The 13574-nt window shown below is 65.9% G+C and carries 13 protein-coding genes and 2 pseudogenes; 4 read left to right on the forward strand and 11 right to left on the reverse strand.

All coding sequences use genetic code 11. The features are described 5' to 3' along the window. Window positions 1-24: 24 nt before the first annotated feature. The 4 genes from cobJ to ahbB are packed head-to-tail and all read right to left on the reverse strand — an operon-like array spanning window position 25 to window position 3669. Window positions 25-906: a precorrin-3B C(17)-methyltransferase gene (gene cobJ / locus N911_RS0111735; RefSeq protein WP_237559950.1), complete on the reverse strand. Its 882-nt coding sequence runs from the start codon at window positions 904-906 to the stop codon at window positions 25-27. Continuing rightward, entirely contained in the window at window positions 834-1901 is a 1068-nt protein-coding gene (locus N911_RS0111740) for a cobalt-precorrin 5A hydrolase (RefSeq protein WP_035104739.1), read from the reverse strand. Before N911_RS0111740 ends, cobJ begins: the two co-directional genes overlap by 73 nt. Next, a complete protein-coding gene (gene hemL, locus N911_RS0111745) occupies window positions 1902-3170 on the reverse strand; it encodes a glutamate-1-semialdehyde 2,1-aminomutase (RefSeq protein ID WP_029897361.1) in 1269 nt (422 codons plus the stop codon). After that, window positions 3157-3669 carry a siroheme decarboxylase subunit beta gene (ahbB, locus tag N911_RS0111750; protein WP_035104743.1) on the reverse strand — a complete coding sequence of 171 codons (513 nt, stop codon included), beginning with the start codon at window positions 3667-3669 and terminating at the stop codon, window positions 3157-3159. Before ahbB ends, hemL begins: the two co-directional genes overlap by 14 nt. Window positions 3670-3747: 78 nt before the next feature. Here ahbB and N911_RS0111755 point away from each other — a divergent pair, with 78 nt between their 5' ends. From N911_RS0111755 to N911_RS0111770, 4 genes and pseudogenes are all read left to right on the forward strand, one after another. Beyond that, on the forward strand, window positions 3748-4503 hold the full coding sequence (locus N911_RS0111755) for a DUF362 domain-containing protein (protein ID WP_029897366.1): 756 nt from the start codon (window positions 3748-3750) through the stop codon (window positions 4501-4503). Window positions 4504-4732: 229 nt separating this feature from the next. Next, window positions 4733-5695, forward strand: a complete 963-nt coding sequence (locus tag N911_RS0111760) for an ABC transporter ATP-binding protein (RefSeq protein ID WP_029897367.1) — start codon at window positions 4733-4735, stop codon at window positions 5693-5695. Between the two features lie 4 nt (window positions 5696-5699). Beyond that, window positions 5700-6655: pseudogene (locus N911_RS17000) on the forward strand (ABC transporter ATP-binding protein). A gap of 513 nt (window positions 6656-7168) precedes the next feature. Beyond that, a complete protein-coding gene (locus N911_RS0111770; RefSeq protein WP_081859174.1) occupies window positions 7169-8461 on the forward strand; it encodes an MFS transporter in 1293 nt (430 codons plus the stop codon). Between the two features lie 85 nt (window positions 8462-8546). Here the strand turns inward: N911_RS0111770 and N911_RS0111775 are convergent, their stop codons facing one another. The 7 genes and pseudogenes from N911_RS0111775 to N911_RS0111800 form a co-directional block, all read right to left on the reverse strand. Beyond that, entirely contained in the window at window positions 8547-8993 is a 447-nt protein-coding gene (locus N911_RS0111775) for an MgtC/SapB family protein (protein ID WP_029897371.1), read from the reverse strand. Continuing rightward, complete coding sequence (locus N911_RS0111780) at window positions 8990-9169, reverse strand: PLDc N-terminal domain-containing protein (protein ID WP_029897373.1); 180 nt, start codon at window positions 9167-9169, stop codon at window positions 8990-8992. The genes N911_RS0111775 and N911_RS0111780 overlap by 4 nt, the downstream gene beginning before the upstream one ends. A 21-nt stretch (window positions 9170-9190) precedes the next feature. Further along, a complete protein-coding gene (locus N911_RS0111785; RefSeq protein ID WP_029897375.1) occupies window positions 9191-9376 on the reverse strand; it encodes a hypothetical protein in 186 nt (61 codons plus the stop codon). Between the two features lie 428 nt (window positions 9377-9804). Next, on the reverse strand, window positions 9805-10581 hold the full coding sequence (locus tag N911_RS0111790) for an IS3 family transposase (protein WP_051694246.1): 777 nt from the start codon (window positions 10579-10581) through the stop codon (window positions 9805-9807). 55 nt (window positions 10582-10636) lie between these two features. Further along, window positions 10637-10849: pseudogene (locus N911_RS19195) on the reverse strand (transposase); the annotation flags it as partial. A gap of 73 nt (window positions 10850-10922) precedes the next feature. Further along, window positions 10923-12218, reverse strand: coding sequence for an IS5 family transposase (locus N911_RS0111795; RefSeq protein WP_237559856.1), 1296 nt, complete (start codon window positions 12216-12218; stop codon window positions 10923-10925). 271 nt (window positions 12219-12489) lie between these two features. Further along, on the reverse strand, window positions 12490-13551 hold the full coding sequence (locus N911_RS0111800) for a phosphotransacetylase family protein (RefSeq protein WP_029897379.1): 1062 nt from the start codon (window positions 13549-13551) through the stop codon (window positions 12490-12492). Between the last annotated feature and the right edge of the window lie 23 nt (window positions 13552-13574).

Consider the following 13574-nt stretch of genomic DNA (forward strand, 5'->3'; position numbering starts at 1 on the left):
AATAGAGTACCCGCGGAACCCCTGTCAAGGCGCGTCGTCCGCCGGTTCCCGCCTGTCGCGGTCGCCTTCGGAGCCTGCCAGGTCGTACTTCTCGCGGTACCCTCGCGGAGTGACCATGGCTTCCGGGTCGGAGCCTTTCCGGCCCAGAAGTCTGGTAGAGGAGTTACCTAGCACCAAAAGGGAAAGCATATCAACCCTGGCGGGGTCCACGGTAGCCAGCGTTCCCCGCCATACGGACTCTTTTTCCCGGCTGGCCGCGCGCACGTGCCCCACGGGGGTTTCGGGGGGGAGATGGCGCCCGGCGATGTCCAGGGCGCGTCGCAGCAGGTGGGGGCGTTTTTTGGAGCGCGGGTTGTACAGCACCAGGACGAAGTCGGCGGACGCCGCGGCCTCCAGCCGTTTTTCGATGGTCTCCCAGGGGGTCAGCAGGTCGGAAAGGCTGATGACGGCGAAATCGTGCATGAGCGGCGCGCCCAGCAGTGCGGAGGCGGCCGAGAGGGCGGGCAGTCCGGGCAGCACCTCCCAGTCCAGGGATTCCAGCAGGCCTCGTTCCTCAAGCATCTCCAGCACCAGCCCGGCCATGCCGTAGACCCCGGGGTCGCCAGAGGAAACCAGCACCGTGTCCAGTCCGGATGCGGCCGCCTCGATGGCCTCGGCGCAGCGCTTCACCTCGCGGGTCATGCCAGAGGAAATGATTTTCTTGCCTTCCAGCAGGGCGGGGTCGATGAGGCCCAGGTAGGTGGTGTACCCGGCCACGGCCCGGGCCTCCTCCAGCCGGTCGCGCACCTCGGGGGTTAGGTGGCGCGCGCCGCCGGGCCCCAGCCCGGCCACGCTCAGCCTGCCGGGCGTTTCGCCCACAGCCGGGCCACGGCCACGGTGGCCGTCGTGTTGCTGCGCTTGGGACACGCCAACTCCTTGTTTTGGTTGAGGGAACGCGCGGCGGCCAGCTCGTCCGCCAGCAGCAGGGCGGCCGCCTCGCACACGCTGGGCGTGCCGGTGGCCGCCTCCACCCGCGCCGACGGGGTGGGCGCGTCTACTGCCGCCAGGGCGGGCGCGGGGTAAAAGACCGGCTCCAGGCCCAGCCTGGCCGCCGCCTCCAGCAATCCAGGCTCGTCGCGCTTCAATTCCACCGAGGCCAGTCCGGCCACGGCCAGGGGGGAAAGGTTCAGGTCGGACAGGACAGTCTGGATCAACTCCAGAATGTCACCCGCGGCCGCGCCCCGGCGGCAGCCCGCGCCCAGCGCCAGGGCCGGCGGGCGCAGGGCCAGGTGGCCGGGGGGAAGGCCGCGCAGCCGGGCCTCCACCCACACTCCGGCCTCCATGGCGGCCACGTCCTCCGCGCCGCCGCGCTGGAAAAAGGATTCCTCCCCGGGCTCCAGGGGCAGCCAGCCCTCGGGGTCGTACAGCCCCACCGGCTCGCCCTCGGCCAGGGCCAGATTGGTCCGCACCACCGCCTCGCGCCCGTCCACGGCCAGTCCGGCGCGGACGGCCAGCATCTCGGCGGCCGGTGCTCCGGCGGCGTCGGTGGCCGTGGTGACGACCGGCTGGGCTCCGAGCAGCTCCGCCGCCCGCCGGGCCAGATCGTTGGCCCCGCCCAGGTGGCCGGAGACCAGGGACACGGCGAATGTCCCGGCGGCGTCCACCGCCACCACGGCCGGGTCGGAGTACTTGTCGCGCAGGTGGGGGGCGATGGTCCGCACGGCCACCCCGCAGGCGGCCACGAAGATGTGGGCGTCGTAGGCGCGGAAGGTCCGTGCCACCAGTTCCGGCAGGGAGTCGAACCCCGGCTCCCCCGCCCCGGCCAGCCGCCGGGGCAGGTGGAGGTCGGCGGACAGGGCGGCGGCCAGCCGCCGCCCCATCTCCGCCCCCCGCCGGGTCAGGGCGTAGACCGCCGTTTTCACCTAGAAGCGAAGCTCCTTGGCGGCGTCCAGGGCCTTCTCGAAGTCCTCCTCGGTGTGGGCGAAGGAGGTGAAGGCGCACTCGAAGCCGCTGGGCGCGAGGTAGATGCCCTTGCGCCGCATGCCGCCCCAGAAGCGGGCGTAGAGGTCGGAGTCCGCGGTGGCGGCGGAGTCGAAGTCCGTGACCTCGTTTTCCGTGAAGAAGAGGGTGAAGAGGCTGGCCACCTGGTTGAGCCGCACCGGCAGCCCCTTGCCGCGCAGGATGTCGGCCAGTGCCTCGGCGAACTGCTTGGTGCGGAATTCCAGCAGGCCGTAGTCCTGCTCCTTGAGCGTGCGCAGGGTGGCCACGCCCGCGGCCATGGCCACGGGATTACCGGCCAGGGTGCCCGCCTGGTAGACGTCGCCGCAGGGCGCGATGCGCTGCATGACGTCGCCCCGGCCGCCGTAGGCGCCCACCGGCATGCCGCCGCCGATGATCTTGCCCATGCAGGTCAGGTCCGGGGTCACGGAGTAGCGGCCCTGCGCGCCCACGTAGGCCACGCGGAAGCCGGTGATGACCTCGTCGAAGACCAGTAGCGCGCCGTACTCGTCGCACAGCTGGCGCAGCCCCTTGAGGAACCCTTCGCCCGGGGGCACCAGGCCCATGTTCCCGGCTACCGGCTCCACGAACACGGCCGCGATGTCGTCGCCCGCGGCCTCGAACTGCTTCTTGACCGCTTCCAGGTCGTTGTACGGCGCCAGCAGGGTCTGGGCCACCATCTCCTCGGGCACGCCGGGGGTGCCGGGGATGGACAGGGTGGCCACGCCGGAACCCGCGCTGGCCAGGAAGGAGTCGCAGTGGCCGTGGTAGCAGCCGACGAACTTCAGCACTTTGGAGCGGCCGGTGAAGGCGCGGGCCACCCGCAGCGCGCTCATGGTGGCCTCGGTGCCGGAGTTGACCATGCGCACCATCTCCACGCCGGGCAGGGCGTCCACGATCTCCTCGGCCAGGTTGATCTCGTCCTCGCAGGGCGCGCCGAAGCTGGCCCCCTTCTCCACGGCCTTGAGAATGGCCTCCTGCACGGCCGGGTGCTGATGGCCCAGCAGCATGGGCCCCCAGGAGAGCACGAAATCGACGAAGTCCTCGCCCTCGGCCGAGGTCAGGGTGGCGCCCTTGGCCTCGGTGATGAAGAGGGGCTCCGCGCCCACCGAACGGCAGGCGCGAACCGGCGAGTTGACCCCGCCGGGGATGAGTTCCTGGGCGCGGGCGAAAAGCTGTTCAGATCGGGTCATTGGCGTCCTCCATGTCGTCCGGGGCGAAGTAGACCATGGAGGTCTTCTTCAGCTCCCGTTCGCTTTCCAGAATGTCGTAATCCGGCAGGCCCAGCTCGGCGGCCAGGCGCGCGGCCAGGTCGCGGCACTCGCCGGGGTTTCTGCCGTGCAGCATGGTATAGTGGGTATAGGGCCAGTCCTCGGCGGTGCGGCGGCGGTAGCAGTGGGATATCTCCGGCCGCGCGGCCAGGGTCTTGCCCACTTCCTCGGCCCGTTCTTCCGGCACCTTCCAGGCCACCATGGCGTTGTGGCCGTAGCCCGCCTTCTGGTGGCGCAGGGTGGCGCCAAAACGCCGGATGACCCCGTCCTCCTTGAGGCGGCGCACCAGGGCGAGCACCTCGTCCTCGGACAGCCCCACCCGCTCGGCCACATCCCTGAAGGGGGTGGCCGAATCCGGCAGGTCGCGCTGGAGTATGGCCAGGGCGCGCTTTTCCGCCTGGCTGAAATCGAGATTGGTCATGGGGTTGATTGTCTACCTGCCGCTCGAGGGGAAGGCAAGGGCGGGACAAGACCCCCTCGGCACGCGTAGGGTGCGGCCATGTCCTACGTCATCCACATTCCACACGACGGCGACGACGGGGCTGCCGTGGAGGCGGCCCTGGCCGGGCTGGACCCGGTGCCCGGGCTGGCCGGGGCCGAGGTGGTTCTGCTCAAGCCCAACCTCATCAACGCCTCCCCCTTTCCGGTGACCAGCAGGGCGGAGTTCGTGCGGGCGGTCATCCGCGCCATGCGCGCCCGCTCGGACGCCGCCATCGTCATCGGCGAGGGCTGCGGCGACGCCACCAGCGAGACCCCGGAAATCTTCACCGCCCTGGGCTTCGACCAGCTTGCCCGGGACGAGGGCGTGGAGCTTCTGGACCTCAACCACGCCGAGTTGACCGAGACCGAGCGGCCGGAGTGCGCGGTCTTTCCGCGAATGCACCTGCCGGAAATCCTCTTCCGCTCCTTCGTCGTCTCCTTGCCCGTGCTCAAGGCGCACACCCTGGCCGGGATAACCGGCGCGGTGAAGAACATGATGGGCGTCTGTCCGCCGTCCCACTACGCCGCGGGCGGCTGGAAGAAGTCCTGCTTCCACAGCCGCATGCAGGGCTCGGTGGCCGACCTCTACGCCCACCGCCCGCCCGACCTTTCCATAATGGACGCCTCGGTGGGGCTGCGTTCCTCCCACCTGGGCGGCCCGCCCCTGTCCCCGCCAGCCAACGCGGTGCTGGCCGGAACCGACGCCCGCGAAGTGGACCGCGCCGCCTGCGGCCTGCTGGGCATGGACTGGCGGGACGTGGGCCATCTGCGCTGAAAAAACCGGGGCCTGCCGCACCTTGACGCCGCACTTGGTGGTCTTATCAGAACCCTAGGAAAGAAGCCGGATCGAGGTTTCGGAGCCGGGGCCAACAGGCAGCAAACGCGACACAGTCGCCAGGGGAGCCATCCCCATGTGAGTAGAGGACCCCCAAGCCCGCCTCGATCCGGCTTTTTTCGCTTCCCTCCGCCTTGCCCGGTGCGGCCAAAGCCTCTACAACCAGTCCATGGCCGCTCCCGTCCTTTCCGTCACCGACCTGCGTGCCTCCTTCTTCACCCCCCGGGGCGAGGCGCGGGCCGTGGACGGCGTGAGCCTGGACATCCACCCCGGCGAGACCCTGGCCGTGGTGGGCGAGTCCGGCTGCGGCAAGACCATGGTGGCGCTGTCCGTGCTGGACCTGGTGCCCGGCCCCTCCGGCCGGGTGGTGGGCGGCTCGGTGAAGCTCGGGCAGACCGAGCTGCGCTCCCTCTCCGCGCGGCAAATGCGCGACGTGCGCGGCAACCGCATCGCCATGATCTTCCAGGAGCCCATGACCTCCCTCAACCCCGTATTCCGGGTGGGGGAGCAGATCGCCGAGCCCCTGCGCCTGCACAAGAACCTCTCCAAGAGACAGGCCGCGGAAAAGGCCGTGGAACTGCTGGCCATGGTGGGCATCCCCAACCCCGCCCGTCGCGCCCGCTCCTACCCCCACGAGCTTTCCGGCGGCATGCGCCAGCGGGTGGTCATCGCCATGGCCCTGTCCTGCGGGCCGGAAGTCCTGCTGGCGGACGAGCCCACCACCGCCCTGGACGTGACCATCCAGGCGGAAATCCTGCGCCTTCTCCAGCGCCTGCGCGAGGAGGAAGGGGCCGGGGTCATGCTCATCACCCACGACCTGGGCGTGGTGGCCGAGGCCGCGGACCGGGCCGTTGTCATGTACGCCGGACAAGTCGTTGAGCAGGCGGACGTGCGCTCCCTTTTCCGCGACCCCCTGCACCCCTACACGCGCGGCCTGCTGGAATCCCTGCCCCGCGTGGAGGAGGGCGGAGTCCACCTCAACCCCATCGAGGGCATGGTGCCCTCCCTGCTGGATCTGCCCGGGGGCTGCCGTTTCCGCCCCCGTTGCCCCCGCGCCTTCGGCAAGTGCCCCCAGGACCCCCCGCTGTTCCAGCGCTCCGGCCGTCTGGTGCGCTGCTGGCTGCACGAGTAGATCCATGGCCGATCCCCTTCTTTCCATACAGGACGCCAGCAAGCACTACCAGACGGGCAAGGGCTGGCTGGGCAAGGGCGGCGGGCTGGTCCGCGCCGTGCGCCACGTCAGCCTGGACATCCTGCCCGGCGAATCCCTGGGTCTGGTGGGCGAGTCCGGCTGCGGCAAGTCCACCCTGGGCCGCCTGGCCGTGGGCCTGGAGCCGCCCACCTCCGGCCAGCTCCGCTTCCAGGGCTCCGTCCTCCCGGCCAAGCCGCCCAAGTCCTTCCACCGCCAGGTGCAGATGATCTTCCAGGATCCGTACTCCTCCCTCAACCCGCGCCACCCCATCGGCTCCATCGTGCGCGAGCCCCTGGACATCCACGGACTGGGCAGCCGCGCCCAGCGCAAGGAAAAGGCCCTGGAGCTGCTGCGCCTGGTGGGCGTCCGGCCGGAACACGCCTCCCGCTTCCCCCACCAGTTCTCCGGCGGACAGCGCCAGCGCGTGGCCATCGCCCGCGCCCTGGCCCTGGAACCCGCCCTGGTGGTCTGCGACGAACCCGTCTCCGCCCTGGACGTCTCCATCCAGGCCCAGGTCCTGCGCCTGTTGGGCGACATGCGGGAACGCTTCGGACTGGCCTACCTCTTCATCTCCCACGACCTCTCCGTGGTCGGGGCCGTCTGCCAGCGGGTGGCCGTCATGTACCTGGGAAGGCTGGTGGAAATCGCCCCCCGCGCCGACCTCTTCAACTCCCCCCTGCACCCCTACACCCGCGTCCTCATGGCCGCCATGCCCAAACCCGACCCCGACGCGCCCCGCCAGCGCGAATCCCTCCAGGGCGAACCCCCCAGCCCCCTGGACCCCCGCCCGGCTGCCCCTTCCACACCCGCTGCCCCCACGCCTCCGAACCCTGCGACAAGGAGTTCCCCCCCTGGTCCGAACCCCGGCCCGGACACCGGGTGGCCTGCTATCTGTATTGAAGAAGGAAGAGGGAAGAGGAAGATTTCGCCTTCGGCGACCAGGACCTGCTCGGCCCTGGACCCGAGGCAAACTCAGTTTGCATGTGTGGTCGCGGGACAGGGGGGTGGTTGTTCGCGGGAAGGGAGCACCCCGGCGAACCCGCCATTGCAGGGTTTTCAAAGCCGGTAGAACGTCGCCCTGCCCTTGGTCACAGATGCGTGGGACGCGGAATTGGGCTGAAGTCCCCCGGCTGCACCATGCCGGTAACTCGCCCCGAGCGAAGCGAGCGGTAAGCAATTTTTTGAAGGAGTTTGGGGTGTTGGGGAAGAGGGTTTTTTTTGTCGCCAGAATCAAGTTCACTCTTCCCCCACTGCCCTGAACGTCCGCCCCGGCCAGCCACCCTCCATTCCCCTCCACCGTCGCCTCCACCTTCTTCCTTCCCCTCATGGACAGACAGTTCACTGGGGTTTATGTGGGGCGGCTCGGCGGCTGTTCGGGTGTCGCCGGGTGATGTTTTGTAGTGGAGAGCGAGTATGGCTGAATCGGCGAGTGGTGTGAGTTCCAAGCGGCAGGCCCTGGTGGCGGCCCGGAGCGTGTGGGTGTTGTTGTTCGGCATTTGCCTGTTGATGCTGGGCAACGGCTTGCAGGGCAGTCTGCTGGGTGTGCGGGCCACGCAGGAGGGGTTCGGCGGCGGTTTGACCGGTCTGGTCATGTCCGGGTTCTTCGCCGGGTTCCTGCTTGGGTCGCGCTGGACGCCGAGCGCGGTGCGGAGCGTGGGCCACGTGCGGGTGTTCGCGGCTCTGGCCTCGGTGGCTTCGGTGTCCATCCTGGTGCACGCGGTGTTCGTCACGCCGCTGGTCTGGGGCGTCATGCGGTTTCTCACCGGCCTGTGCCTGGCCGGGGTGTACGTGGTGGCCGAGAGCTGGCTGAACGACCGGGCGGGGAACGGCAGCCGGGGGCAGCTTTTGGCCATCTACATGGTGGTGACCTTCCTGGGCATGGGCGGCGGACAGTTCCTGCTCAACGCGGCGGATCCCGGCGGCGCGGAGCTGTTCATACTGGCTTCGGTGCTCATTTCCCTGGCCGTGGTGCCCATGCTGCTGACGGCCGCGCCGGTGCCCGAATCCGGCGCGGTTGACCCGGTGGGCCTGCGGCGGCTTTTTCAGGTCTCGCCGCTGGGCACGGTGGGGACGTTCGTGGCCGGGATAACCAACGGCACGGTTTTCGGCATGGGCGCGGTGTACGCCCATCAGGCCGGGCTTTCCGTGGCCGAGGTGGCGCTCTTCATGGGCGTGCTCATCGCGGGCGGGGCTGTGTTCCAGTACCCGGTGGGCATGCTTTCGGACATCTTCGACCGGAGGGTGGTCATCATGGGGGTGGCCTTCGCCGCGGCCGGGGTGGCCGTGGCGGCGCAGTGGGCCGCGGGCTGGTCCGAGGGCTGGCTGCTGGCGCTGGTCGGCCTGTTCGGCGGGCTGGCGCTGGCGGTTCACTCGCTGTGCCTGGCCTACACCAACGACTCCCTGTATTCCTCGGAGATGGTGGCGGCCAGCTCCGGCTTGGTGCTGGTGCTGGGCGCGGGCTCCATCCTCGGCCCGCCGGTGGTGGGCTGGCTCATGGATGTTTTGGGGCCGGGAGGCTTCTTCTGGTGGCTGGCCCTGGTGCACGTGGCCATCGGCCTCTACACCCTGTGGCGCATCGTCTACCACTCCGGAACCCCGGCCGAGGAGCAGGGGCCGTACGTGGCCATGCCCGCACAGGCCTCGCAATTCGCCACGGAAGCCGCCGAGGAGGTCTACGCCGAGCAGGAGGAGGAGCGGGCGGAGTAACCCGCCGTGCGCTGTAGCCTCTGCCTGAACGGGTGAAGTGTTCCATGCCTGCCCTTCCCCGGACGGCCCCGCGGAGGGCGAGTCGTCAGTCAGCCTTGTGCAGCCTTTCCTCAACGTAGCCGAGGAACCACAGCGTGACGAAGTTCAACGCCGCCAGCACCACGGCGATCTCCAGGCGGCCGTAGGCCACAGCCAGTCCCATGGCGCCGGTGCCCCATATGCCGGCTGCCGTGGACGTGCCCGAGACCCCCTCGCCCTTGTTTTTGAGGATGGCCCCGCCGCCGATGAAGCCGATGCCGGTGATGATGCCCTGCACTACCCGTGATTCAGCTTCCGTACTGTCCAGCACGTCGATGCCGATGAGCATGAAGCCGCACGAAGCCACGGCCACCAGGGGGAAGGTCCGCAACCCCATGCCGTATTTGCTTCGCTCGCGGTTCCAGCCCACCGGCAAGGCCAGCACGTAGGCCACGAACAACCGCACCAAGTGGGCCAGAACCACGCTCCAGTCCAGTCCCGGCAGCGGGTTCATGCCCTGGCTCTACGCGGTCCCGCCAGCAGCCAGATGATGAAGCCGATGAGCGGCAGGAGCAGAATCAGCAGGACCCATAGCAGTTTATGCACTCCGGTGGTGGAGCGGGACCCCAGCACGTTGATGATGGCCCAGATGTCCAGAATGAGAATGAGTATGGCGGCGACGCTCGACACGGCGTTCCTCCTTAACTGGGGTTATTGATCAGTGGACTCTTCCAGTTCGTCCGCCATCTCCTCCGCCTGGTCGGCGGCCTCCTCGGCGGCCTCGTCAATCTGCTCACCGGCCTCCTCCATCGGCCCCTCATTCTCGCAGGCCGTCAAGGAAAACATCGAAAACGTCAGCATCAACACAGCGAGCAGGGCAAGAATACGCTTCCACATGGCAAACTCCTTTGCCATCCATGTAGCACGAGGACGGGAGACGGCAAAGCGGGAAGCGAAGAATTGGAGGGAAGAGGGAAGATTTCGCCCTTCGGGCGACCAGGGCCTGCGCGGCCCTGGACCCGCGGCAAAATAATTTTGCATTTGTATTCGCGGGATTGAGCACTCCGGCGAATCGGCGATTGTGGGGCTCCTAAAACCGGGACAACTTGGCCCCGGCCGCTTGGCTTCAGATGCGTTGAACGCGGGGAATTGGCCTCGTCCCCCCGGCTGCCACCCGCCTGTCCCACGCCCCCGAGCGAAGCGAGCGATAAAAATTTTCGGAAAAGGAGGGTGAGGGTGTGGGAGAGGGAGGAAAAACCATTTTTAAAGGGTTTTTCCTCCCTCTCCCACTGCCCTGAACTCCAAACCCGTGTACTGCCCCCGGTTTAGCAAGCCTTTTTTAAGAGAGTCCGCGAGTTGATCAGTTCCTGCTCGGTTGTCACCGGGGTTTTATACCCCAGCGCCGAGTGCAGGTAGCCTTGGTTGTATTCTTCGATCCAGGAGCCCAAGGCTTGGTAAAAGGCCGTGGGGCTACGCCATTCATTGATCCAGACCAACTCTTCCTTCATGGTGCGCATGAAGCGCTCGGTGTCGGCGTTGCCTTTGGGGTTGTTGTAGCTGGTGAAGGCGAGTTTGATGTCCATGACGCGGCAAGCCTTCATAAAGCTCGTCGAGGTCGGTTGGCAGCCGTTGTCGGCCATGAGATGAAGACCGCCGCCGCGCACGCCTTCGGGGAACTGCCTGCCGACAGCAGCGTTGAGCGCCGAGAGCCAATGCCATGCCTTGGCTTGATCGCCGGCGTAGTGGCCGACGACCTTCTTGGTGCGCCAGTCAAGCACAATGACCACGTACAGCCAGCCGTAGCCGTCAATCTTGATTTTGGTCATGTCGATACCCCACCACTCGTTGGGTCGCGAGGGCCGGGGCTTGACGCCGGTCGGCCTGCGTTTTGCCTTGAGTCGCAGGTTGGGCTTCACCGTGAGGTCATGCTCGCTCATGAGCCGGTAGACGCGGTTTTTGCCGACGACTACGCCGTCCACGAAGCGCAGAAACGCCCAGACCCGACGGTATCCCCGGAACGGATGGTCGGCCTTGATGCCGCGAATGCGGGCCAGGAGGCCGGCGTTGCGCTCGGCGACCTTTGCATATGGTCCACGCTTCATCCGAACGGCCCGCTTTTTTTAGCTCAATGGTCAGCTCGCCGATCAGGCTTTTGAGCTTCATGTTCTCGCGCTCAAGCTTGGCCGTACGCTGTGCGCCGTGCTCGGGCTCAAACGCTTTGTGCGCCTGGGCGAGGAATTGATCGCGCCACTTGTAGTACTGGTTCTGCGAGATGGCGTACTCGGCGCACACTTCGCCCACGGGTCGTCCTCGAAGGCCTTCGAGGACGACCCGAGTCTTCTGCTCCGGGGTCCACTTCCGTCGCTTCATGGCAAACCTCCTGCCTGTTGAGAAGCCACGGACTTCCACTTAGTCGGTCCTGAAAAAGGCCTTTCAGATTGAATCAGGCGTACTTTAGTCTGCCCCGACTCCAGGTTCCGAAGCAGAGCCAAGGGGCGAAAAGAGACAAAAAGTGCTTCAGTCCCCGCATCCACTTCTTGAAGTTGAACGCGGCTGCGGCCATCAGCAGGTTGATCGCATCACCGAGGGCCCCTTTCAGGAAGTTTTTGGCCATGCGGAAGTCGTGTTTGAGATGTCCGATCACCGGCTCGATGCCAGCGCGTCTGCGAAAACGTTGCCTGGCCTTTCGTCTCTGGTAGGGCGTGTCGCTTTTCTTCGGCCGGCCCGGAATCAGAATGCTCGTGTCACCGACTTTTTTGCGCCCCCTGTAACCCCGGTCACAGATGGCCGCCTCGGGGCAGGATTCCGTGATTTGCGAAACTTGCTCCAGAACATCCGGCAGGGTGTGACCGTCGAAAACGTTCTCCTTGAAGGACATGGCTCCTACGATCACACCGGTGGTCTTGGTCCAGGCGATGGAGGCCTTGCGTCCGAACTCGTACTTTTTGTGCTCTTTGCCCTTGCCGATGCAAAGCACGTCCGGTTCGTGCAGGCTGTAGATCTTGTTCTTGTCGGTACGTTTCTGGTCATGGACCCGGCGGAAGAGCTGCATAGCTTCCCTGTGCCTGGCCAACGAATCCCTGGGCAGTTTGCGCTCAAGTTCGCGGATCAGGACGCCAGCCATGGTCCGAATGCGTTTGATGATCTTGCGACTCTTGAATCGCTGGCGCAGGAGGCCTGGCAATTCACGGCGGAAACTGCGGCGCAAGCTGATTCCTTCGAACTCGGCGATGGCCCTGCATCGCTTGATGACCTTGGTCAGAAGCTTCACGTCAGTGGGGAAGGTGATGTTCTTCTCCTGGACCGTGGTGTCCACGGCGATCTCCCGCTCCATGGCGTCGTCGCCGTGCAGACCCACCGAGACCTCGAAGATCAAACGCGCCCCACCCTCGCCGATGCGTTTGCGGAAATAAACCAAGTCCGTGGGGTCACAAGGAAGCCTCCACCGGAAATGCGTCTCACCGCAGAAGGCCTGATAGTAGGGGTTCCGGACCCAAGCCTCAATGACACGCTCGTCGCTCAGATTTTCAAGCTGCTTGAGGATCATGAGCCCGACCATGAGTCTGATGGGCTTTGCTGGACGACCATACTCACTATAGAGGCTAGAAAACTCCTGCTCGAACCTTTCCCAGGGGATGTTCGCTGCAAGCTTGAGCAGCGGGTCCTTGGGATTGAGCTGATCGATGAGGTCCTCGTAGAGGAAATTGCCCTGATCGCTTTTGGCTGGCTTGGCCTTCATCATCACTCCCGAACCGGTGACGGCGCGACCGGTTTCTTGCAGAATCACTACAGTTCCTGGTCGAGAATGATACATTGAATGCTACACTTTGTTAATTCTTTTCAGTGTCATAGATGTTTTTCAGGGCCGACCACTTAGATCAAGGCTGTTTCAAACCGGGGGCAGGATACCCGACCAGCCACCTCCCATTCCCCTGAACCCAAAAAAAGACGCGGGGTCGGCGCGGCTTGAGCCGCGCCGACCCCGCGTTTTATTCTTCGCCGATGGACTCTTACAATCCCAGACGTTCTTTAATCAGCGGCAGGTTGACGTGCTGGCCGACCACGTCGGTGCCTTGCTTGATTTTCACCTGGTCGCGGAACTTGTGGCGGGAGAGCAGGGCTTCCATTTTCTTAGCCACGGAGAAGGTGTCTTCCCGCACGATGATGATGGGGATTTCCAGTACTTCGGAGCGGGTGAGGATGATGTCGTTGGGGTAGAGGTTGCCTGTCAGGATGAGGCAGGGGCAGTCGCCTTCCAGGGCCACCAGCTGCACGTCGGAGCGGTCGCCGCCCACGATGATCGCTGAGTTGCGGTGCTTTTTGAAGTGGGTGAGGAAGTTTTCCACCTGCATGGTGCCGATGAGGAAGTTTTCCACCACGCGGTCGGACTTGCCGTGGGCGGAGATGACCTTGCCGCCCAGCCGGTCCGCCAAGTCGGAGACCTTGATGGCTCCCAGCAGGGGATCGCGGGGGATGACGCCCAGCACGTCGATGCCGCTGCGCTTGAAGAAGGGCATGAGCAGGTTGTTGAGCTCGTCCATGAAGGACTGAGGCACGTCGTTGAGGATGACGCCCAGCAGCTTGTCGCCCAGGGTCTCCCGCATGATGGCAAGGTAGTCGTACTTGAATTCCTTGTCGAAGCGGTCGATGACGATGGTGGGCAGGTTCAGCTCGTTGACCACGCTGACGCCGTCCACGTTGCAGTACTTGCCCGAGTACATGGAGCCGGACCCGGCCACCAGGGTGAGGTCCTTGCCCTGGGAGAGGGTGTCGTAGGAGGAGTGGATTTTGGCCATGAGGTCTTCACACTCGCCGGTGAAGGCCTTGACCTTGAAGTCCTGCGTGACCAGCACGGGCGTGACCGTCTCCGGGTCCTGCTCCAGGCCCAGGGTCTGCTGCATGAAGAAGGCGTCCTCGTCCCCCATCTTGCCGTCTTTTTCGATGGGCAGGGCGCCAACGGGCTTGAGGTAGCCGATCTTCAGTCCCTGGCGCTGCATCCACAGGCCGATGCCCAGGGCGATCATGTTCTTTCCCGAGTATCCGGAAGTCGCTCCGATGTAGAGGCCGGGCATGTAGTCCTCCGCTTTGGCTCTTA

This window comes from Desulfohalovibrio reitneri (genome assembly GCF_000711295.1).
Lineage (GTDB): Bacteria > Desulfobacterota > Desulfovibrionia > Desulfovibrionales > Desulfovibrionaceae > Desulfohalovibrio > Desulfohalovibrio reitneri.